Origin of the sequence: Microlunatus antarcticus, from assembly GCF_014193425.1 — a bacterium.
Lineage (GTDB): Bacteria > Actinomycetota > Actinomycetes > Propionibacteriales > Propionibacteriaceae > Microlunatus > Microlunatus antarcticus.
Window position 1 is genome coordinate 268634 of record NZ_JACHZG010000001.1, and the last position, 21313, is coordinate 289946.

General features: G+C 73.4%; 21 protein-coding genes. 13 read left to right on the forward strand and 8 right to left on the reverse strand.

The annotated features are described in order from the left end of the window. Positions 1–474: 474 nt before the first annotated feature. The 7 genes from FHX39_RS01305 to FHX39_RS01335 all read left to right on the forward strand — a co-directional run bounded on the left by FHX39_RS01305 (position 475) and on the right by FHX39_RS01335 (position 6495). Complete coding sequence (locus tag FHX39_RS01305) at positions 475–1503, forward strand: substrate-binding domain-containing protein (protein ID WP_183336113.1); 1029 nt, start codon at positions 475–477, stop codon at positions 1501–1503. A gap of 67 nt (positions 1504–1570) precedes the next feature. Beyond that, positions 1571–2635 (forward strand): ABC transporter permease, encoded by a 1065-nt coding sequence (locus FHX39_RS01310; RefSeq protein WP_183336115.1) that lies wholly within the window; start codon positions 1571–1573, stop codon positions 2633–2635. A 2-nt stretch (positions 2636–2637) separates the two neighbouring features. Beyond that, entirely contained in the window at positions 2638–3453 is an 816-nt protein-coding gene (locus FHX39_RS01315; RefSeq protein ID WP_183336132.1) for an ATP-binding cassette domain-containing protein, read from the forward strand. Positions 3454–3488: 35 nt separating this feature from the next. Beyond that, positions 3489–3920: a fluoride efflux transporter CrcB gene (crcB, locus tag FHX39_RS01320; RefSeq protein ID WP_198423216.1), complete on the forward strand. Its 432-nt coding sequence runs from the start codon at positions 3489–3491 to the stop codon at positions 3918–3920. Continuing rightward, positions 3917–4285 (forward strand): fluoride efflux transporter FluC, encoded by a 369-nt coding sequence (locus FHX39_RS01325; RefSeq protein WP_183336134.1) that lies wholly within the window; start codon positions 3917–3919, stop codon positions 4283–4285. The genes crcB and FHX39_RS01325 overlap by 4 nt, the downstream gene beginning before the upstream one ends. A 24-nt stretch (positions 4286–4309) precedes the next feature. After that, entirely contained in the window at positions 4310–4624 is a 315-nt protein-coding gene (locus tag FHX39_RS01330) for a Dabb family protein (protein ID WP_198423217.1), read from the forward strand. A gap of 17 nt (positions 4625–4641) precedes the next feature. After that, complete coding sequence (locus FHX39_RS01335; protein ID WP_183336138.1) at positions 4642–6495, forward strand: glycoside hydrolase family 3 protein; 1854 nt, start codon at positions 4642–4644, stop codon at positions 6493–6495. A 15-nt stretch (positions 6496–6510) separates the two neighbouring features. Here FHX39_RS01335 and deoC read toward each other — a convergent pair whose 3' ends face one another. The 4 genes from deoC to FHX39_RS01355 form a co-directional block, all read right to left on the reverse strand. Further along, a complete protein-coding gene (deoC, locus tag FHX39_RS01340) occupies positions 6511–7203 on the reverse strand; it encodes a deoxyribose-phosphate aldolase (protein ID WP_183336140.1) in 693 nt (230 codons plus the stop codon). A gap of 77 nt (positions 7204–7280) precedes the next feature. Continuing rightward, positions 7281–8264 (reverse strand): sugar-binding transcriptional regulator, encoded by a 984-nt coding sequence (locus FHX39_RS01345; protein WP_183336142.1) that lies wholly within the window; start codon positions 8262–8264, stop codon positions 7281–7283. Then, positions 8261–9775: an FGGY-family carbohydrate kinase gene (locus tag FHX39_RS01350; protein ID WP_198423501.1), complete on the reverse strand. Its 1515-nt coding sequence runs from the start codon at positions 9773–9775 to the stop codon at positions 8261–8263. Before FHX39_RS01350 ends, FHX39_RS01345 begins: the two co-directional genes overlap by 4 nt. An 8-nt stretch (positions 9776–9783) precedes the next feature. Beyond that, positions 9784–10830 carry a galactitol-1-phosphate 5-dehydrogenase gene (locus FHX39_RS01355; protein ID WP_198423218.1) on the reverse strand — a complete coding sequence of 349 codons (1047 nt, stop codon included), beginning with the start codon at positions 10828–10830 and terminating at the stop codon, positions 9784–9786. A 153-nt stretch (positions 10831–10983) separates the two neighbouring features. On the opposite strand from FHX39_RS01355, the gene FHX39_RS01360 reads away from it, so the two are divergent. Together FHX39_RS01360 and FHX39_RS01365 are read left to right on the forward strand one after the other, a co-directional pair. Further along, positions 10984–11847 (forward strand): alpha/beta fold hydrolase, encoded by an 864-nt coding sequence (locus FHX39_RS01360; protein WP_183336146.1) that lies wholly within the window; start codon positions 10984–10986, stop codon positions 11845–11847. A gap of 54 nt (positions 11848–11901) precedes the next feature. After that, positions 11902–12792 carry a glycoside hydrolase family protein gene (locus FHX39_RS01365; protein WP_183336148.1) on the forward strand — a complete coding sequence of 297 codons (891 nt, stop codon included), beginning with the start codon at positions 11902–11904 and terminating at the stop codon, positions 12790–12792. A gap of 50 nt (positions 12793–12842) precedes the next feature. On the opposite strand, the gene FHX39_RS01370 is transcribed toward FHX39_RS01365, so the two are convergent. The 3 genes from FHX39_RS01370 to FHX39_RS01380 form a co-directional block, all read right to left on the reverse strand. Beyond that, positions 12843–13844: a type IV toxin-antitoxin system AbiEi family antitoxin gene (locus FHX39_RS01370; protein WP_183336150.1), complete on the reverse strand. Its 1002-nt coding sequence runs from the start codon at positions 13842–13844 to the stop codon at positions 12843–12845. Positions 13845–14054: 210 nt separating this feature from the next. Next, positions 14055–15026, reverse strand: a complete 972-nt coding sequence (locus tag FHX39_RS01375) for a sulfotransferase family protein (protein ID WP_183336152.1) — start codon at positions 15024–15026, stop codon at positions 14055–14057. Between the two features lie 98 nt (positions 15027–15124). Further along, positions 15125–15676 carry an inorganic diphosphatase gene (locus tag FHX39_RS01380; protein ID WP_183336154.1) on the reverse strand — a complete coding sequence of 184 codons (552 nt, stop codon included), beginning with the start codon at positions 15674–15676 and terminating at the stop codon, positions 15125–15127. Between the two features lie 113 nt (positions 15677–15789). Here FHX39_RS01380 and dacB point away from each other — a divergent pair, with 113 nt between their 5' ends. The 4 genes from dacB to FHX39_RS01400 all read left to right on the forward strand — a co-directional run bounded on the left by dacB (position 15790) and on the right by FHX39_RS01400 (position 20464). After that, a complete protein-coding gene (dacB, locus tag FHX39_RS01385; protein ID WP_183336156.1) occupies positions 15790–17298 on the forward strand; it encodes a D-alanyl-D-alanine carboxypeptidase/D-alanyl-D-alanine endopeptidase in 1509 nt (502 codons plus the stop codon). A gap of 52 nt (positions 17299–17350) precedes the next feature. Further along, positions 17351–18436, forward strand: a complete 1086-nt coding sequence (locus FHX39_RS01390) for a zinc-dependent metalloprotease (RefSeq protein ID WP_232530561.1) — start codon at positions 17351–17353, stop codon at positions 18434–18436. A gap of 20 nt (positions 18437–18456) precedes the next feature. Then, on the forward strand, positions 18457–19416 hold the full coding sequence (gene tilS, locus FHX39_RS01395; RefSeq protein WP_183336158.1) for a tRNA lysidine(34) synthetase TilS: 960 nt from the start codon (positions 18457–18459) through the stop codon (positions 19414–19416). A 112-nt stretch (positions 19417–19528) separates the two neighbouring features. After that, on the forward strand, positions 19529–20464 hold the full coding sequence (locus tag FHX39_RS01400; RefSeq protein ID WP_183336160.1) for a hypothetical protein: 936 nt from the start codon (positions 19529–19531) through the stop codon (positions 20462–20464). Positions 20465–20540: 76 nt separating this feature from the next. On the opposite strand, the gene FHX39_RS01405 is transcribed toward FHX39_RS01400, so the two are convergent. Next, on the reverse strand, positions 20541–21311 hold the full coding sequence (locus FHX39_RS01405; RefSeq protein ID WP_183336162.1) for an SDR family NAD(P)-dependent oxidoreductase: 771 nt from the start codon (positions 21309–21311) through the stop codon (positions 20541–20543). Between the last annotated feature and the right edge of the window lie 2 nt (positions 21312–21313).

Genomic DNA, 21313 nt, shown 5'->3' on the forward strand with positions numbered 1-21313 from the left:
TTCCGGGCGCCGCCGCCCCAGGTCCCGCGGTGAGCACGTCCCCTGACGCGCCTCGCAGGCGCCGGGCTCTTGAGAGCAGCCCGACGTCCCCCCTGGGAAGACGCTTTTCACCGTACCGGCGGGGATCCGGGACCGCTGGCGAACCGGGAAATTCCTCCAGGTCCGGCCTGGACCGGTCACAAGCCGGGAACAATGTCAGAACAAAGTCTTGACAGGGGTACGGCGCTGGGACACGCTAGGCCGCGTCGGCACCGCCGCCGGCCACGCTGGAAGAGGTTCGTCGATGAGCCAGGAGTCCCACCGCACCGCGACCGTCACCACGGTCGCCGCGCGGGACGGCGTGGCCACCGACCGACCGCTCCTTCCCCCCGCCCCCGTGGCCGTCGTCGGCGCTGCCCGTGCACGCCTCTCTCCCCGTCCGCCCCTGGACACTCCCGGCACCCGCCGGAACCGGTTGACCGAAAGGACTCATCGATGATTCCGCTCCGAGACGGACGACGCGGCTCGCGTCGTCCCCGCCTCGCGCGCACCCTGCTGGCCGCTGCGGCGACCACGGCGCTCGCCTTCACCGCGGCCTGCAGCGGCGGCGGCGCGCCCCCCGCGTCGTCGGCGCCCGCCGCGGGCGGCGGCGGTGGCGGCAACAGCGGCTACACGTTCGCGATGATCACCCACGAGACCCCGGGCGACACGTTCTGGGACCGGATCCGGGCGGGCGCCGAGCAGGCGGCCAAGGACACGGGCTCGACGCTGAACTACTCGGCCGACCCGGACGCGACCAAGCAGGCCACGCTCATCGACGCCGCGGTGAACTCCAAGGTCGACGGCATCGCCAGCACCCTGGTGACCCCGGACGCGCTGATCCCGTCGCTCAAGAAGGCGGAGGCGGCGGGCATCCCCGTCGACACGTTCAACTCGGGCCTGGACTACTACCAGCAGGCCGGCTCCATCGCGCACTTCTCCTCCGACGAGAAGCTGGCGGGCCAGCAGGCCGGCGCCAAGGCCAAGGACGCCGGGGCCACCAAGATCCTCTGCACCATCCAGCAGACCGGCTCGGTCGCGCTCGAGGACCGGTGCGCCGGGGTCAAGGACAGCTTCCCGAACACCGAGAACCTGCAGGTCAACGGTGCCGACGACTCCGCCGTCACCTCGGCGATCCAGGCCAAGCTCAGCCAGGACAAGGACATCAACTGGGTGATCACGCTCGGTGCCACGCAGGCCCTGGACACGATCAAGGCCAAGAGCGCCGCGGGTCGGGACGACGTGAAGGTCGGCACCTTCGACCTCAACGCCGAGGCGGCCAAGGCCGTCCAGGACGGGACGCTGCAGTTCTGCATCGACCAGCAGCCGTACCTGCAGGGCTACCTGGCGATCGACCAGCTGTACCTCTACAAGAAGAACGGCAACGTCATGGGCGGCGGCAAGGCCACGCTGACCGGGCCCTCGTTCGTCGACAACACCAACGTCGCGACGATCCTGCCCTACATCGACCAGAACACCCGCTAGTACCTGTGGCTCCGGTGGCCGGGCTCCTCGAGCCCGGCCACCGGCCCTTCACACCTCGGAGCTGAGCATGAGTCAAACCGTCAAGACCGCGCCGGCGGGTGCCCCGGCTGAAGCGTCGAACCGGGTGCAACTCGGTCTGTCCAACCGCCTGCTCGCCCGCCCCGAGATCGGGGCGCTCGTCGCGGCCGTCGTCATCTTCATCTTCTTCCTGGCCGTGGCGCCGTCGTTCCGGTCGCTGCCGTCGTTCTTCACCGTCCTCTACCAGTCCTCCACGATCGGCATCGTCGCGGTCGCGGTCGGCCTGCTGATGATCGGCGGCGAGTTCGACCTGTCGGCCGGCGTCATCACCACCACCGCGGGCCTGTTCAACGCGATGTTCTGCTACCAGCTGGGCATCAACCTCTGGGTCGGCGCGATCGTCAGCCTGCTCTTCTGCCTGTGCGTCGGCTTCTTCAACGGCTACATGGTGATGCGGACCGGCATCCCGAGCTTCCTGATCACCCTCGGCAGCTTCTTCGTCCTCCAGGGCGCGAACCTGGGCGTCACCAAGCTCGTCACGGGTTCGGTGTCGAGCCCCAACACGACCCAGATGGACGGCTCGAGCTCGCTCCAGTTCGTCTTCGCCCACGTCTTCCAGCTCGGCCCGGTGCAGCTCAACATCACCGTCATCTGGTGGCTGGTCTTCGCGGCGCTGGCCGCCTACATCCTGCAGCGCACCCGCATCGGCAACTGGATCTACGCGGTCGGCGGCAACGCCGCGAGCGCGCGGGCGGTCGGTGTCCCGGTCACTCGGGTCAAGATCGGCTTGTTCATGACGGTGTCGTTCCTCGGCTGGTTCACCGGCATGCACTACCTCTACAACTTCAACGTGCTGCAGGCCGGCAACGGCGTGGGCAACGAGTTCCTCTACATCATCGCCGCGGTCGTGGGCGGGACGCTGATGACCGGTGGCTACGGCAACACCATCGGTGTCGCGCTCGGCTCCTTCATCTTCGGCATGACCAGCCTCGGCATCGTCTACGCCGGGTGGGACCCCAACTGGTTCCGCGCGTTCCTCGGCGTGATGCTGCTCCTGGCGGTCATGGTCAACCTGTACGTCAAGAAGCTCTCGACCACGCGGAAGGTGGGCTAGTCATGACCGACACGCTCCAGGAGCACGCCGACCCGACCCTGAGCCACGGCGAGACGCTCGTCGAGATGAAGGACGTCGGCAAGACGTACGGCGCCATCCGAGCCCTCAAGGGCGTCAACCTCACGGTCAACGCGGGCGAGGTCGCCTGCGTGCTGGGGGACAACGGCGCCGGCAAGTCGACGCTGATCAAGATCATCGCCGGGCTGCACCCGCACAACGAGGGCCAGCTGCTCGTCGACGGCCAGGAGATGCACTTCGGGTCGCCGCGCGAGGCGCTCTCGCACGGCATCGCCACGGTCTACCAGGACCTCGCGGTCGTCGGGCTCATGGAGGTGTGGCGCAACTTCTTCCTCGGCTCCGAGCTGACGGGCAGCCGGTTCCCGCTGTCGGGGCTGAAGACGAAGGAGATGAAGCGCATCGCCGACGAGGAGCTGCGCAAGATGGGCATCGTCGTCAAGGACATCGACCAGCCCATCGGCGAGCTGTCCGGCGGCCAGCGCCAGTGCGTCGCCATCGCGCGGGCCGTGTACTTCGGTGCGCGGGTGCTGATCCTCGACGAGCCCACGGCGGCGCTCGGGGTCAAGCAGTCCGGCGTGGTGCTCAAGTACACGGCGGCGGCGCGGGACGCGGGGCTCGGGGTCGTGTTCATCACGCACAACCCGCACCACGCGTACCTGGTCGGCAACCACTTCGTCATCCTCAAGCTCGGTCAGGCGGTGCTCGACAAGAACCGCTCCGAGGTGACCCTCGACGAGCTGACCCGGCAGATGGCCGGCGGCGACGAGCTCGCCGAGCTCAGCCACGAGCTGCAGCGCTAGCCCGAGGAGGCGCACCGCCCGCTAGCCTGCGGGACGTGTCCGAGGCCCGTCCGCCGCACCTGCAGGTGCGGCTGATGGGCCTCGTCCTCGTCGGGGGTGCGGTGGGCACCCTCGCGCGCTGGGCCGTCGGGCTCGCCGTGCCGCACGTCCTCCGCCTGCCGCTGGGCACGTTCACGGTCAACCTGGCCGGCGCCCTCGTCCTCGGCGCGCTCCTCGAGCACCTCGGGAGTCGAGGACCCGACACGGATCGGCGTCGAGCCCTCCGGCTGACGCTCGGGACCGGCTTCTGCGGGGGCTTCACCACCTACAGCGCGCTCGCCGTCGACACCGACGCCCTGCTGCGGTCCGGCCTCGTCGGGCACGCGCTCGCGTACGCCCTGGCCACCGTCGTCCTCGGGCTCCTGGCCTCGGCCCTGGGCGTCGCCCTCGCCCGTCGGCTCGCGGGCCGCCGGGGGCGTACGGCGTGACCGTCCTCCTCCTGGCCCTGGCCGGCGGGCTCGGCGCGGTCGCGCGGTTCGTCCTCGACGGGGCCGTGTCCAGCGCGCGGCCGTGGCGCTACCCGGTGGCGACCACGCTGATCAACCTGACGGGCTCGTTCCTGCTCGGGCTGCTCGCGGGGCTCGCCGCGACGGCGCTGCTGCCCGGGTCGGCGCTGCTGGTGCTCGGCACCGGCTTCCTGGGCGGCTACACGACCTTCAGCACGGCCGCGTACGAGGCGGTCCGGCTGGCCGAGCAGCGCCGCTGGGGCGCGGCGCTGCTGCACGGGGTCGGGCAGGTCGTCGCGGCGACCGCGCTGGCCGCGCTGGGCTACCTGCTGGGGTCCGCACGCTGACCCGGTCGTGAGAACGTGGCCCACGTGACCCGCATCCAGCACACCGTCGTCTTCCGGCTCGTGCACCCGGCCGGGTCGGCGGCGGAGGCGGCGTTCCTCGAGACCGCCCGCGCGACGCTGCCGGCGATCCCCGGGGTGCGCGACTTCGCGGTCCACCGCCAGGTGAGCGCCAAGAGCGACCTCGCGTGGCAGTTCTCGATGGTGTTCGCCGACGAGGAGGCCTACGCCGCGTACGACGCCCACCCGGACCACACCGGCTTCGTCGCGTCCCGCTGGGTGCCCGAGGTGGCGTCGTTCTCCGAGTACGACTTCGTCGCCGCGGACCAGCCGGCGACCTGAGGGAAGGACCGCACGCGATGCCCGAACCCGAGCTGACGACGCTGACCGCTCCCGACGGGACGGCGTTCCGCGACCTCGACCACGACGGGGTGATGGCGCCCTTCGAGGACCCGCGCCGAACGCCGGGGGAGCGCGCCGACGACCTCGTCGCCCGGCTGTCGCTGGCCGAGAAGATCGGGCTGTTCTTCCACGACATCATCGAGGTCGGTCCGGGCGGCGCGCTGATGGAGGGTGACGGACGGGTCGCACGTTCCTCGACGCGGGCCCGGGTGGTCGACCGGTTGATCAACCACGTCAACGTGCACGCGCTGCCGACCGCGCGGGAGTCGGCACGGTGGTCGAACGCGCTGCAGGCGCTCGCCGCGACCACGCCGCACTCGATCCCGGTGACCGTCAGCACCGACCCCCGGCACTCGAGCACCGAGAACTCCGGCGCCGCCTTCGCCGCGGGGGCGATGTCGGCGTGGCCCGAGCCCCTCGGTCTCGCCGCGCTGCACGACGTGGAGCGGGTGCGGGAGTTCGCCGACGCCGCCCGGCAGGAGTACCTGGCCGTCGGCATCCGCTCCGCGCTGCACCCGCAGATCGACCTCGGTACCGAGCCGCGCTGGGGCCGGCAGTTCCACACCTTCGGCAACGACAGCGCCTTCGTGGCCGACGTCGCCGCCGCGTACGTCGAGGGGTTCCAGCTCGGCCCGGACCTCGGCCCCACCTCGGTGGCAACCATGGCCAAGCACTTCCCGGGCGGCGGGCCGCAGCTCGACGGCGAGGACGCGCACTTCCCGTACGGCCGCGAGCAGGTCTACCCGGGCGGGCGGTTCGCCGACCACCTGGTCCCGTTCCGCCGGGCGATCGCCGCGGGCACCTCGGCGCTCATGCCCTACTACGGGATGCCCGTGGGGCTCGAGCTCGACGGCGTGCCGGTCGAGGAGGTCGGCTTCGGCTACAACCGGCAGATCCTCACCGGCCTGCTCCGCGAGCAGCTCGGCTTCGACGGCGTCATCTGCACCGACTGGGGCCTCGTCACCGGCACCGTCGTGGCCGGTCGGCCGCTGCCCGCACGGGCCTGGGGGGTCGAGCACCTGAGCGAGCTGGACCGGCTGGTGAAGATCATCGACGCCGGCGCGGACCAGCTCGGCGGGGAGTCCCGGACCGACCTGCTGCTGGAGGCCGTCGAGCAGGGGCTCGTTGGCGAGCAGCGCCTCGACGCCTCCGTACGGCGCCTGCTGCTGGTCAAGCTCCGGCTGGGCCTGTTCGACGACCCGTTCGTCGACGAGGACGTGGCCGAGGAGGTCGTCGGACGTGCGGACCTCCGCGCCGCCGGCCGCCGGGCGCAGGCGGAGTCGATGGTCCTGCTCGAGCACCGCCCGGTCGCCGGTGCGCCCGTCCTCCCGCTGCGGCCCGGGCTGAGGCTCTACGTCGAGGGGTGGCCCGAGACCGCGGCGGCCCGGCTCGGCGAGGTCGTGGGCGACCCGGCCGAGGCGGACGTGGCCGTCGTCCGGCTCGAGGCGCCGTTCGAGCCCCGCGACGACCTGTTCCTCGAGACGTTCTTCCACCAGGGGTCGTTGGCCTACCGGCCCGGGCTCGTGGCCCGGCTGCGCCAGATCGCGCGGACGACACCCTTGATCATCGGCGCGAACCTCGAGCGCCCGGCCCTGCTGGCGGCGTTCGCCGACGTCGCGACCGTGCTCCTGACCGACGTCGGCGCGTCCGCCGAGGCGTTCGCCGACGTGCTGTCCGGGGCGGTGGCCCCGCTCGGCCGACTGCCCTTCGAGGTGCCCCGGTCGGCCGACGCCGTACGCCGCTCGCAGTCCGACGTGGCCAACGACACCGAGGACCCGCTCTACCCGGCGGGGGCCGGGCTCAGCGTCTGAGCGGCGGGCCGGGGCTCAGTAGGAGGAGTCCGGACGGCCGTCCTCGAGCAGGGCCCGGGAGCCGGAGACGCCGAGCCGGGTCGCGCCGGCCGCGATCATGCGGCGGGCGTCGTCGAGGGTGCGGACGCCGCCGGAGGCCTTGACGCCGAGGCGGCCGTCGACCGTCCGGGCCATCAGGGCGACGGCGTGCTCGGTCGCCCCGCCGGAGGGGTGGAAGCCCGTCGAGGTCTTGACGAAGTCGGCGCCGGCCGACACCGCGGCCTGGCAGACGGCCACGATCGCCTCGTCGCTCAGCGCGGCGGACTCGATGATCACCTTGAGCACGGTGCCGGGCACGGCCGCCCGAACCGCGGCGATGTCGGCCTCGACGGCGTCGTACGCACCGGCCCGCGCGGCCCCCACGTCGATCACCATGTCGACCTCGTCGGCACCCTGGGCGACCGCGCCGGCGGCCTCCGCGGCCTTGACGGCCGAGGTGTGCTTGCCGCTCGGGAAGCCCGCGACGACGGCCACCTTGAGGTCGCTCCCGGCCGGCACCGCGAGGGGCAGCATCGACGGCGAGACGCAGACGGAGTACGTGCCCAGGGCCACGGCCTCGTCGACCAGGGCGGCGACGTCGGCCCGGGTCGCCTCGGGCTTCAGCAGGGTGTGGTCGATCAGGCGGGCGACGTCGGCGGGGCTGGGCGTGTCGTGAGTGGTGGTGCTCATCGTGGGTGCTCCTTCGTGAGGTGGGTCAGGGGTTCCGGCTGTGGTGCGCGTGCCGTGCGTGTTGTGAGTGCTGTGCGTCAGGGTTCCAGGGCCGACCGCGCGGCCGCCTCGTCGGTGACGAGGACCGAGCAGAGCCGGCTGGTGAGGGCGGCCCGGATGACGGGCGCCTTGGCCGGGCCCGAGGCGACGGCGATGGCCTGCGTCGCCGCGCGGAGGTCGTCGAGGCTCAGCCCGATCGTGCGGCTCTCCAGGTCGGGGTCGGCGATCGTCCCGTCGGGGGAGAGGTAGTGCCCGAGGACGTCGCCGCAGGCCCCGGCGGCGCGGAGACGCTCCAGCTCGTCCGGCGTCACCGCCCCGCTGCGCACGAGCACCGAGCTCGGCGACAGGGCGCCGAGGGAGAACAGCAGCGCGTCGGCGGCGCGAGCCTTGGTGAGCGTCTCCTGGACGAAGTGCTCGGTGTAGAGGGCCTCGCGGGTGCTGGCGTGCTCGACGATCGCCGGGACCGGCAGCAGGCTGGCGCGGCCGTGCCCGCTGCGGGCGATGCTCATCGCGACGTCGGCGGCCGTGGTCGGGCGCACCGAGCGGCTGATGCCCCCGTTCACCTGGATGATCTCCAGCCCGTGCGCCCAGCCGCTCGGCAGCATGGCCGCGATCTCCTGCAGCGTGTTCCCCCACGAGACGCCGAGCGTCCGGAGCCGGGGCCCGCGCGCCCGGAGGTAGCCGGCGGCCGCGCGCACGACGTGGGTGACGGTGTCCTGCTCCCGGTCCTGCGTGGGGACGACGATGCAGTCGGCCAGCCCGTAGCGCTCGGTCAGGGTCGCCTCGAGCTCGCGGCGCCGGGTCGTCGGGTGCACGACCGTGATCTGCACGATGCCCTCGGCCCGGGCCTGCTCGAGCAGCCGTCCGACCTTCCAGCGGGTGAGGTGCAGCTCGCGCCCGATGTCCTCCTGGGTGCGGTCCTGCTCCCAGTAGCGCTGCGCGACCTGGAGCAGCAGCTCACCCGGGTCGGTCGGCGCCGGCCGGTCGGCCTCCGACGTCGGGGTCGTCGGCGTCGGGCTCACCGGCGGGCCAGCCGGTCGACCGACTCGTGCATGATCGGCGTCAGCGCGGCGAGCAGCCCGACGTAGTCGTCGTACGTCTGCCGGTACACCTCGTGGTGGGCCGGGTCGGGGGTCAGCGTCCGGGTGGTGGGGGCGTACGCCGCGGCGCCCTCGTCGAGGTCGCGGACCAGTCCGGCGCCGGCCGCGCCGACCACGGCGCAGGCCCGCAGCGTGAGGTTGTCCCCGGCCACGATCTCGGCCTCGCGCCCGAGCACGTCCACGCTGATCTGCTGCCACAGCGGGTTCTTCTCGATGCCGCCGGAGAAGACGAGCCGGTCGCAGGCCACGCCGGCGCGCACGAAGGAGTCGATGACGCCCCGCGTCCCGCAGGCGACCGCCTCGATCGCGGCCCGGTAGAGCTCCTCGCGGGTCGTGCCCAGGGTGAGCCCCACGACGGCCCCCCGCAGCCGGGCGTCGCGGTAGGGCGTGCGGTTGCCCATGAACGTGTCCAGCGCCCGGATCCCGTGGGCGCCCGGGTCAACCGCCGCGGCACCGGCGACGAGGGTGGAGAGGTTCTCGCGGGCGACGCCCATCAGGTTCTCGCCCGTCCACTTCAGCACCGAGCCGCTGGTGACCTGACCGCCCTCGACCAGCCACCGCGACGTCCGGAGCGCGTGCGGGTACGGGCCCCAGACCTCGGTCGTCGTCACCGGGTCCTCGACCTCCGCGACGATCGCCGACGAGGTCCCGGAGACGAGCGAGACGACGCCGGCCGGCGAGCCGCAGGCCAGCAGCGAGACGTGGGCGTCGATCCCGCCGATGCAGACCGGGGGCTCGCCGACCACGCCGAGCTCGGCGGCGGCCGTGGCGGTGAGCGCGCCGACGACCGACCCGACCGGCAGGATCTCGTCGGGCAGCTTCGGCACCAGGTCGGCCATGCCCAGCGCGGCGTACAGCGCGGTGGGAAAGGCACCCTCGAGGCCGTCGTAGTTGTACTTGCAGACCGCGTTCATCTGCGAGCCCACCCAGCGGCCGGTGAGCCGGAAGGTCAGGTAGTCGACCGCCTCGACGATCCGGGCGGCCCGGTCGTACGTCTCGGGCTGGTGCTCCTTGAGCCACATCGCCTTCGGGAGCAGCCACTCCGACGCGTCCGAGCCGCCCGACCAGGCGAGGATCGGGTGCTCGGCGGCGAAGGTCGCGGTCCGGTCGGCCTGCGGCGAGGCGCGCGAGTCCATCCAGAGGATCGCGGGCCGCAGCGGTACGCCGTCGGCGTCCAGGACGGCGACGGTCGAGGCGGTGGTGGCCGAGGCGACCGCGACCACCGGTCCGGCGGCCCGGCAGGCCGGGGTGGCCAGCAGCGTGCGCGACGCGTCGACGAGCGACGCCCACCAGTCCTGCGGGTCCTGCTCCGCCCAGCCCGCACGCGGGAACGTCGTGCGGTAGGGCCGGTGGACCGACCCGAGCGCGACCCCGTCGGTGGTGAAGGCGCCTACGCGCGCGCCCTCGGTGCCGAGGTCGAGCCCGAGCAGCATGCCCACGCTCAGCCGGCGTTCGGGACGAAGATCACCTTGGAGGAGAACTCCGAGCGGTCGCCGAGCTTGGTCATCATCTCGGGCAGCGCCGACAGCGGGAGCTCGTGGGTGATCATGAACTCCCACTTCAGCTCGCCGCTCGCGAGCTTGTCCGCGGCGGTCCGCCACTCGGCGCCGGGGAACGGGGCCGAGAAGGAGTTCCACGACCCGTGCAGGGTGATCTCGAGCCGCATGAAGCGGTTCCAGGTCTCCTTCGACAGCTCGACGGGGGCGTGCGGGATGCCGACGAAGACGGCGTGCCCGAGCGGACCGGTCAGGTTGGCCGCCATGTCGGCGGTGACGGCGACGCCGGCGGACTCCAGCACGATGTCGTAGCCGGCCCCGCCCAGCGCCTGCGCCTCGGCGTGGGTCTGGACGGCGTCGGTCGCACCGGCCTCGCGGGCCATGGCCGACTTCTCCTCGGAGAGGTCGATCGTCACGATCTGGCTCGCGCCGGCGAGCTTGGCCCACTGCACGGCGAACAGGCCGATCGGACCGGCGCCGACGACGAGCACCCGGTGCCCGGTGCGCAGGCCGGTCTTCCACAGCGCGTGCAGCGCGATCGCCGCCGGGTCGAGCATGGCGGCCGCCCGCGGGTCGATGCCGGCCGGCATCTTCAGGAGGTTGCCCACCGGGGAGACGACGAACTCGGCGTACGCGCCGTCGTTGCGGCTCCCGAAGTAGTCGTAGTCCTCGCACAGGCCGAAGTCGCCGCGCAGGCAGAAGTCGCAGCGGCGGCAGGGGATCAGCGGCGGCACGGAGACCAGGTCGCCGACCTCCCAGCCGGTCACGCCCTCGCCCAGCTGCTCGACCCAGCCGGAGAACTCGTGGCCGCAGATGATCGGCATCACGTAGCCGCCGTTGCGGAGCATCCGCGGGATGTCGGAGCCGCAGACGCCGCAGGCCGCGACCTTCAGCAGCACCTCGCCCGCGCCGGGGGAGGCGACCGGCACCTGCTCGACCCGGATGTCCCCGGGGGCGTGCATCACGGCTGCGGTCATCGTCGTCTGGGTCATCGGGTTCCTGTCGTCGGGCGGGAGGAGCGTCGGGCGTCGCCGCCCGGTGACCTCACGCTAGGGCGTCCGCCGCCGGGTCGCCAACATCGGTGGACGAACCTGCTCAGATGAGCAGCGACGGTCTGCGGCCTGGCCGGGTGGAACGCTGGGCCGATGGGAGAGCGGCTGGAGACGTACGGGCACGACGGGCTGACGTTCGACGTCCGCGACAGCGGTCCGGAGGGCGGTGCGGTCGTGATCGCGCTCCACGGGTTCCCGCAGACCTCGGCCTCGTGGGGACCGGTGACGCAGCACCTGACCGCCGCGGGTGTCCGGGTGCTCGCGCCGGACCAGCGCGGCTACTCGCGCGGTGCGCGTCCGTACGCGGTCTCGGCCTACGCGCTCCGCTCGCTGGTGGGCGACGTGCTCGCGCTGGCCGACGCGGCCGGGGCGGAACGCTTCGACCTCCTCGGCCACGACTGGGGCGGAGCCGTCGCCTGGGCGGTGGCGGCCGCCCACCCCGACCGCGTGCGTACGCTCACGGTCGCCTCGACCCCGCACCCGCGCGCCCTCGTCGCCGCCATGCTCCACGGTCAGGCGCTGCGCTCCTGGTACATCGGAGCCTTCCAGCTGCCGGTCCTGCCCGAGCTGCTGCTGGGCTCCCCGCGCGTCGCGGGGCCGTTGCTCGCGCGGATGCGGACCCCCGACCCGGCCGCCGTGCTGGCGCTGCTCGCCGACCGGTCGACGGCGCGGGCCCTCCTGAACTGGTACCGCGCCGCCTGGCGACCGCTGCTCGGGCGCACCGCCACCCCGTTCCCGCGGGTCCGGGTGCCCACGACCTACGTCTGGGGTGCTCTGGACCCAGCGCTGGGGCGGTGGGCCGCCGAGCACACCGGGCTGTGCGTCGAGGCGGACTACCGCTTCGTCGTGCTGGAGGACGCCGGCCACTGGATCCCGGACGAGCGGCCCGCGGAGCTGGCGCGCCTCGTGCTGGAGCGCCTCGGGGGCTCGGCACCCGACCCGGGCGATCTTCCCTAGTTCGACGGTTGGGAATGCGGCCCGGGCGGCGACGGCCTGACCTATGGTGTCGCGGTGAGCACCCTCGTCGGCGTGGACCTGCCCCGGTACGAGGGGGCGGAGGTGGTCGTCCCGGCGCCGGGACGCGGCGCGGGGAACTGGGCCGGCGCGGCCAGCGTCGTGCTCGCCGACGGCGTCTTCTGGATGGCCTACCGCGTACGCCGTCCCCTCGACGCCGGTCGCGGGGTGAGCGTCGTGGTCTCCCGGTCCGAGGACGGGGTGCACTTCGTGCCCGTCGCCAGCGTCGACCGGGACACCTTCGCGGCGGCCTCGTTCGAGCGGCCGGTGGTCCTGCCGGTGCCCGGCGGCGGCTGGCGTCTCTACCTCAGCTGTGCGACGCCCGACTCCAAGCACTGGTGGATCGAGGCGGTGGACGCGGCCCGACCCGAGGAGCTCGCGAGCGGCCGGCGTCGGATCGTGCTGCCGGGCGACCGCCGCTGGGGGGTCAAGGACCCGGTCGTCACGGTGACCGACGGGCGCTGGGAGATGTGGGTCTGCTGCCACCCGCTGGAGCCGGCGGGGGCGGAGGACCGGATGGTCACCGCGTACGCGACGAGCGACGACGGCCTCGAGTGGGGCGTCCAGGAGACGATTCTCGAGGGTGCGCCCGGACGCTGGGACGCCCGCGGTGCGCGGGTCACGGCGGTGCTGTCGCACGAGCCGCTCCGCGTCCTCTACGACGGCCGCGCCGACGCCGCCTCGAACTGGTTCGAGCAGACCGGCGTCGCGGAGGAGGTCGACGGGCGTCTGGTCGGCTCGCCCGAGCCCGTCGCCATGTCGCCCGACGGCGACGGCGCCCTGCGCTACGTGAGCGTGGTCGCGCTGCCCGACGGCCGTCGTCGCTTCTACTTCGAGGCTGCCCGGGCCGACGGCTCGCACGAACTCATGACCTCCGTCTCCGACTAGCTCCTGCCCTCGACCGGTGCACCGCCGCATCGAGCGGTGCCGGTTCCCGGTCAACGGGCTCGCCCGGGCGGGATGGTGTACCGCTCGGGATCTACCCGCCAGGTCCAGCGAGCCGGACCGAGCAGCAGGCCCTCCGCGCGGGCAGCACCCATGCGCGAGACCAGACCCGGGCGGTGCCGGGCCACGTCCGCCTTGGTCGCGCGCAGCACGAGCAGACCGTTCCGCTCGAACCACTCCTCGCGCTCGTTGTCCTCACGGTGCTGCTCCGGATCGAGGTGCCCGTCGGGTCGTTCGCTGTCCCGCCAGGTGCCGCCGTCGTACTCGAGGACGAGCCCGGCGTCGCGGTCCAGCAGGTCAGGGATGCCCAGGAAGCGTCCCAGCCGGTCGTGGACGCGAGGATTGAGCAGAGGCGTCGGCACGCCGAGCCCCAGGACGTAGGTCAGCCGTAGACGGGTCTCGCCCGGTGAGCGGGCCCCGTACCGCGCGAGGGCGAGAGCGGACCGCGCCTGGCGGGAGCCGCGACGTGCACCGAGGCCGTCGGCCAGGAGTGGCAGCGCGCTCTCCTGGACGACGCCCGCCGCGAGCAGAGCGTCGAGGTCGACCACCGCCTCCTCCAGGTTCGTTGCCCATCGGGCCAGGTCGGAGGCCGTCCTGGCCGGGCTGGTCACGGGGATCCCTCCGACGTGGACGACCTCGTCATCGGCCAGCTCCTGCCGCACGTACCGCAGTCCGGGGGTCGCACGTCGGTGCAGGGCGTCGGGCACGCACAGGACGACGGGCGCCGGACGCAGGCTGCGGTCCAGCCCGTCGAACCTCGTGGCCCCGTGCAGGTGGGCCGCGCACCAGCCGCCGAGCGCGCCGCCGACGGGCAGGTGGGCGGCCGACTCGACGAGCCGCTGGATGGTCGTCGGTGGCACGCCGACCGGTACGTACCGCCCGGGCGAGGTCCGGCGGTACCTCGGGCCGTCGAGCAGGTGCTTGCTCAGTCCCTGCTCCCGCAGGGTGCGCGAGGTGCGAGGGCGTACGACGCCGGACAGGTCGGGAGTGGCCACGCCGAGAGGATGGTGAGGCGCGCGCGATCGTGCCGCTCGTGCACAGGCGTCAGCGACCTTCGGACCACTCCTGTGGACAGATCGAGCGGTCACGCAAGCAGCTCGGCGGTACCTGTTCCCGGGCGGGCGCGCTCTCAGGCCGGGAACAGGTACCGCTCAGGCGTCGGGCGTACCGCTCGCTCGAGCGAGGGGACGAGCGCGTGCCAGGGGTCAGGACGTGGGAGTGACCCGCTCGGTGAACGAGCCGCGGCCCTCGACGGAGCGCCAGTCGTCGAACGAGCGGCCGAGGACGTCCTCGAGCACGGCGATGTCGTCGGTGCAGCCCTCGAGCAGCTCGCCGCGCTGCTCGGGGGTCAGCTTGGGGCGCCGGTCCGGTCCGCCGAGCTGGAGGGCCCGGGTGAGGGGCTCGCTCGCGCGGCGCCAGACCTGCGGGGGTGCGTACGCCCCGGCGGCCGCACCCAGCCGGATGACCCGGCTCAGGGCCTCGGTCCGGAGACCGGGCCGGACGAACCCGCGCGAGTTGTCGGGCGGGACGGTGCCGACGAGCCCCTCCTCGATCCCCAGGAACCGGGCCACGAGGTCGAGGGTCTCGACGGGGGCGCTGACCAGCTGGAAGTAGCGCAGCACGAGCACCCGCTCGCGGTCGACGTGGGTGAAGAGGTCGGCCAGCTGCTCGCCGTAGCGCCCCATCCGGCGGTAGTGCCAGAACGGCGCCCACCCGGCCCGGACCCGCTCGTCCTCGAGGCGGCAGGCGGTGACGAAGTCGGCCTCCGGCTCCAGCCCGTCGACGTAGAGGTGCATCCAGTTCGAGTACGCCCGGTCGACGGGGTCGCGCACGATCACGACGAGCTTCGCGTCCGGCAGCTCCTCGGCGATCCGCCGCCGCGCCGAGCGCAGGTAGAGGTAGAAGGGCGTGCTCTCCAGCCGTACGGCGTCCGCGGGAGCCGGCTCGAACAGTTCGGCGTAGTCGTCGGCCCGCCAGACCCATTCCTGCTGGCTGTGCGCGTCGCCCGGCCCGACGTACGCCGGCGGTGGCGCGTCGGTGCACATGTAGTACTTCGGTTCCTTGACCGCCGACGCGTACACCTGCGGGTGCCGCGCGAGGGCGGCGTGCAGCGCGCTGGTCCCGGCCTTCGGCGCGCCGATGATCAGCGCGTCGGGCCTCGATTCCCTAGTGGGCATGCCGGGATAGTAGCGAGGCCGAGGGGGACGAGATCCGTGCGCTCAGGACCTGGGAGCGCACGGACCGACCATCCGTGGGAGAAAGGCGCAGGCGTCGATCAGTGCCCGGAGGCCCCGAGCGCGAAGCTCGTGCCCTCGGCGCGCTGGAAGCTCGCGTGGATCTCCTTCTCGGCCTCGTCCACGCCGGTCCACGTGGCGCCCTCGACGGACTTGCCGGGCTCGAGGTCCTTGTAGACGGTGAAGAAGTGCTCGATCTCGAGCAGCAGGTACTCGCGCACGTCGGTGATGTCGCGCAGGTGGTCGCGGCGGTGGTCCGAGGCCGGCACGCAGAGCACCTTGTCGTCACCGCCCGCCTCGTCCGTCATCCGGAACATGGCGATCGCGCGGCACTTGATCAGGCAGCCGGGGAACGTCGGCTCGGACACCATCACGAGCGCGTCGAGGGGGTCGCCGTCCTGGCCGAGCGTGCCCTCGATGAAGCCGTAGTCAGCCGGGTAGGCCGTCGAGGTGAAGAGGGTCCGGTCGAGCCGGATGCGCCCGGTCTCGTGGTCGACCTCGTACTTGTTCTTGTTCCCCTTGGGGATCTCGACCGTGACGTCGAACGTCAGGCCGCTGAGCTCGCGTACCTTCTCAGCGTTGGGTGCAGTCATGCCGACCTCCTTAGACTGGCCGGGCGGCACGACGCGCCGGCACCGGTGATGCCGCCCGGGGGTGCGGACGAGGCAGGCCAGACTCTAGCGTCCACGGAGGGAGTGCGACACCGATGGACCTCAAGCGGATCGTCGTGGCCGTCGTCGCGCTGCTGGTGGTGGCGGGCCTGGTGCTCGGCGCGGTCAGCGGCATCTTCGCCTCGGTGGCCCGCCAGGGTCTGGAGGCGGCCGGGCTCGAGACGCCCCGCGCGCCCAGCACCCTCCCCGCCAGCGCGCTCGACCCGTCCGCGAGCGGTACGGCGGGGGCGACCAGCCCGGCCGCGTCCGCAGCCCCCTCGACCACAGCCCCCTCGACTGCAGCCCCCTCGACCGCGGGTCCGGACGGCGCCGTCGCGCTGCCGGCCCCCGTCCTGGCCGGGACCGAGGGCCAGGGCACGGTGTCCGGCGCCGCGCTCTCCGACCGCATCCGCGGGGTGAAGGTCAAGGACTCGGGCGGCTACTCCGGCGAGGTCCGGGACATGCGGACGGGCGCGGTCGTCTTCAGCCACCGCGCCGGCAGCGGGGCCATCCCCGCCTCGACCACCAAGCTCGTCACCGCCGCCGCGGCCCTCGACCTGCTGGGCGCCGAGCACCGCTTCACCACCTCGGTGGTGGCCGCGGGCAAGGGCCGGGTCGTCCTCGTGGGCGGCGGGGACCCGTACCTGCTGGAGAAGGGGTCGAGCGACCAGCCGACCCGTGCGTCGCTGAGCACCCTGGCCCGCCGGACCGCCACCGCCCTCAAGGCCGACGGCGTGCGCAAGGTGTCCCTCGGCTACGACGCGTCCCTGTTCTCGGGGCCGGCCTGGAACCCGACCTGGCCGGGCTCGTACGGCGACGTCGCGTCGCGCGTCTCGGCGCTCTGGGTCAACGAGGGCCGGACGACGCCGGGCGGCGGCGTGCTCGGGCCGCGCGAGGGCGACCCGGCGAAGGACGCCGCGAAGGCCTTCGCCTCCCAGCTGGAGAAGCAGGGGATCGACGTCGGTGGCGTCAGCACCGCCAGGGCGGGCAAGGACGCGACCCGCCTCGCGGCCGTCTCCTCGATGACCCTCGAACGGATCGTCGAGCACGTCCTCATGACCAGCGACAACGACGGCGCCGAGGTGCTGCTGCGCCAGGCCGGGGTCGCCGGGGGCCGCAAGGGCTCGTTCGCCGACGGGACCGCGGTGGTCGCGGCGCGGCTGAAGGACCTGGGGGCGTGGACGTCGGGCACGCGGCTGGTCGACGGCAGCGGGCTGTCCCGCAGCACGCGGATCCCGGCCGCGACCCTGACGAAGCTCCTGCGGGTGGCCGGCGAGGAGAGCCACCCCCAGCTGAGGCCGCTGATCACCGGGCTGCCGGTCGCCGGCGTCGAGGGCAGTCTCGCGACCCGGTTCGGCGACGACGAGAGCCTCGCCGGGCGCGGTGTCGTCCGCGGCAAGACGGGGACCCTGAGCAAGGTGCACGGCCTCGCCGGGACCATCACCACCCGCGACGGGTCGGTGCTGGCGTACGCGTTCCTGGTCAACGACCCCAAGAACGACTACAACGCCACGGTCTGGCTGCAGCGCGTCACGGCGGCGATCAGCACCTGCGGCTGCCGCTGAGCGGTCGGCGGCCCGAGGCCCGGCCGGCCCGTCACGGAACTACGCTCGGGTCATGTCAGCCGAAGCGCCGCCCATGGTCGACTGGGCGCTCGCCCGCAGCACCGCCACGCGCCTGGTGAAGCCGGGCCCGGCGATCTCCGCGGACGGCGCCCTCGCCACGGTGGCCGAGCTCAGGGACGCGGCGTCGCGGGCCGAGCGCTACGTCACCGAGGTGACCGGGCTGGACGCCAGCTCGGGCCATGCGCCGGTGCTGGTCGTGGACCGCGCGGGCTGGATCCAGGCCAACCTGGACGCGTTCCGGATGCTGCTGACCCCCCTGACCGACCTGGCAGCCGACAAGCTGACGTCCAGCCCGCGCGCGGTGAGCCTCGGCTCGCGGGTCACCGGGGCCGAGGTGGGCGTCCTGCTGAGCTATCTAGCGCCCAAGGTCCTCGGGCAGTTCGACCCCTTCTGGACCGGACCGGACGGCGCCCAGGGGCGGCTCCTGCTGGTCGCGCCGAACGTCGTGGAGATCGAGCGGGTGCTGCGCGTGCCGGCCAGCGACTTCCGGCTCTGGGTGTGCCTGCACGAGGAGACCCACCGCGTGCAGTTCACGGCGGTGCCGTGGCTGCGCGACCACCTGCTCGGCCTCATCGGCCGGCTGATCGCCACCGCCGACCTCGACAACGGCGTCCTCGGCCAGGTCGTGCGCGAGGCCGTCCGCCGGATCGCCGAGGGCGTCCGGACGGGCGAGGAGCTGTCGGTCGTCGACCTCGTGCAGACCCCGGCGCAGCGGGTGATCGTGGACGAGATCACCGCCGTGATGTCGCTGCTCGAGGGTCACGCCGACGTCGTGATGGACAGCGTCGGGCCCGAGGTCGTCCCGAGCGTCGCGCAGATCCGGGCGAAGTTCGACGTCCGGCGCCAGGGCCAGGGGCCCGACAAGATCATCCGGCGGCTGCTCGGCCTCGACGCCAAGATGCGGCAGTACCGCGACGGCGCCGCCTTCTGCCGCCACGTCCTCGACGAGGTCGGGATGGACGGGCTCAACCGGGTGTGGACCTCCCCGGACACGCTGCCCAGCCGGGCCGAGATCGCCAACCCGCAGCTCTGGGTGATCCGCAACCACCCCGAGCCCGCGACCCCGCCCGCCGGCTGACCGTCGACCGAGCTCACGCGTTGTCCCGGCGGGCCCTCGGTCCGGCGACCCTGGCTGTCGTCCAGGCGGTCGCGGCCGCGCTCGAGCCGGCGGACACCTCCCTGCTGGTCGCCTGCTCCGGCGGGCCGGACTCGCTCGCCCTGGCGGCGGGCGTGGCCCACGTCGCGCGGGCGTCGGGACGGGCGTACGCGGCGGTGGTCGTCGACCACGGGCTGCAGGAGGGTTCCGCGGAGGTGGCCGACGCGGCGCGGGTCGCGTTGACCGGGCTCGGGTACGAGGACGTGACGGTGGTGCGCGGCGAGGTCGCCCGCACCTACGGCGCCGGTCCGGAGGCCGCCGCTCGGGAGGTCCGGTACGCGGCTCTGCGGTCGGAGTGCGAGGACCGCGGCGCCACGCTGCTGCTCGGCCACACCCGCGACGACCAGGCCGAGACGGTGCTGCTGGGGCTGGCCCGGGGCTCGGGGGCGCGCTCGCTGGCCGGCATGGCCGTCCGCGGTGACGGGCGGCTCCGGCCCCTGCTCGGGCTGCCGCGCGCGACCACCGTCGCGTGCTGCGACGAGCTCGGGCTGGCGCCGTGGTCCGACCCGCACAACGCCGACCCCGCGTACGCCCGCGTCCGCGTCCGCTCGACGGTGCTGCCGGTCCTCGAGGCCGAGCTGGGCCCGGGCGTGGCGGCCGCGCTGGCCCGTTCCGCTGAGCTGCTGCGCGCCGACGCGGACCTGCTCGACCGGCTCGCGGCCGACGCCAGGTCCGGGGCCGAGCGCGAGGGCGGCCTGGCCTGCGCGCACCTGGCCACCCTGCCCACCGCGCTGCGCACCCGGGTCCTGCGCGACTGGCTCCGCACCCTCGGCGCCCACGACCTGACCGCCGACCACCTCGCCGCGGTCGACGCCCTGGTCACGGACTGGCACGGCCAGGGCCCGGCCCACCTGCCCGGCCTCCGCGTGGGGCGTACGGACGGCCTCCTCCGCGCACTCTGAACCCCTGCGGCGTCCTTGCGCCCGCAGGAACGGGCGCAAGGTGACTGAGCGGGCGCAACGTCGCCGAGCTGTCCACAGATGTCATCGCGCTCGGGCTCGAGCGGCGCAGGGCGTGATCGGCTTGCTGCTCATGGGGGGCATCCAGACGACGGCCGACCTGCGCTCGCAGGGAATGGGCAGCGCCGAGCGCGCCAGGAAGGTGAGGAGCGGGGAGCTGCTCCACCTGCGGCGCGGGGCCTACGTCGAGCCGGACGCGGTCGCGGATGCGGTCGCGCGGCACCGCGCGATGGTGCACGCCACGGTTCCGTTGCTCGCCGACGGAGCCGTCGTCAGTCATGCGTCGGCCGCCGTCCTCCACGGTCTCCCGCTGCTCGACCCGCCACCGCCGCGGGTCCAGGTGACGCGCGGGGACGCACGTGCCGGGAAGAATCGCGGGGGCGTCCACCTGCACGCCGCCGGCCTGGGCGAGGGTGACGTCGTCCTCCTCGACGGGATCGCGACGACGGCCCTCGCCCGTACGGTCGTGGACCTCGCACGGAGCAGCCGTCCGGAGAGCGCGGTGGTGACTGGAGACGCCGCCCTGGCCCGTCTCCGGAGCCGGGACGAGCTCGATCGTGCGCTCGAGAGGTCGGCCCGACGTCCGGGTGTCGGACGAGCGCGCCACGCGGTGGGGCTGATGGACGGGCGGGCGGAGAGCGCGGGCGAGAGCCTGAGCCGCTTACTGATCCGCGATATCCGCCTGCCTGAGGGCGACCCCGAGCCGCAGCTGGAGGTCAGGGACGAGCACGGATCCGTCATCGCCCGCTGCGACTTCGGCTGGGCCGGCCCGAGGGTCGTCGCCGAGTTCGACGGCAAGATCAAGTACGGGCGGAGGCTGGCTCCGGGAGGGCGGCCGGAGCGGGCAGTGTTCGACGAGAAGGTGCGCGAGGACCTGCTGCGCGACCTGGGCTGGGAGGTCGTGCGCTGGATCTGGGCCGACCTACGACGACCGGACGTGATCGCCGAGCGCCTTCGGAGGGCCTTCGCCCGAGCAGCGGCGCGACGTTGAACCCCGCCGGCCTCCTTGCGCCCGCAGGAACGGGCGCAAGGTGGCTGGCGGGGCGCAGAGTCGTACGAGAGAGGCCTCAGACCGCGGAGTAGCCCCCGTCGGCGACGAGGATCGAGCCGGTGATGAAGCTCGAGGCGTCGCTGGCCAGGAACACCACGCTCGGGGCGATCTCCTCGGGCAGGGCGGCGCGCTGCTGGGGCGCGTCCTCGATCCAGTGGCGGTAGAACTGCGGGTCGTCGACCGGCGCCATGGCCGTCTTCACGTAGCCGGGGGCGACCGCGTTGACGCGGATGCCGTATGGAGCCCACTCCACGGCGAGGGACTTCGTCAGGTGGTGGACGGCGGCCTTCGACGCGTTGTACGCGGGCTGCCACTGCGGGCGGTTGACGATCAGCCCCGACATGCTGCCGATGTTGACGATCGAGCCCGCGCCCTGCTCGCGCATCAGCGCGCCGACGGACAGCGAGCACTTCCACAGGGCGCGGACGTTGAGGTCGAAGACGTCGGCCCACTGGCTGTCGGTCACCTCGAACGAGGGCGCGTGGTAGCAGGTGCCGGCGTTGTTCACGAGGATGTCGATGCGTCCGCCGAAGGCGTCGCGCGCCTGCTCGGTCATCGACGTGACCTGGTCGTCGTCGGTGATGTCGGCGGCGATCGTGACGAGCTCGATCCCGGCCTCGGCGGCCTCCGCGGCCGCGGCCTCGTTGGCCTCGGTGCGGCGTCCGGAGATCGCCACCCGGGCACCGGCCCGGGCCAGGCCCAGCGCGAAGGCCTGGCCGAGGCCCTGGTTGCCGCCGGTGACGAGGGCGGTCCGCCCGGTCAGGTCGAAGGGGTTGTCCGTGCTCACGT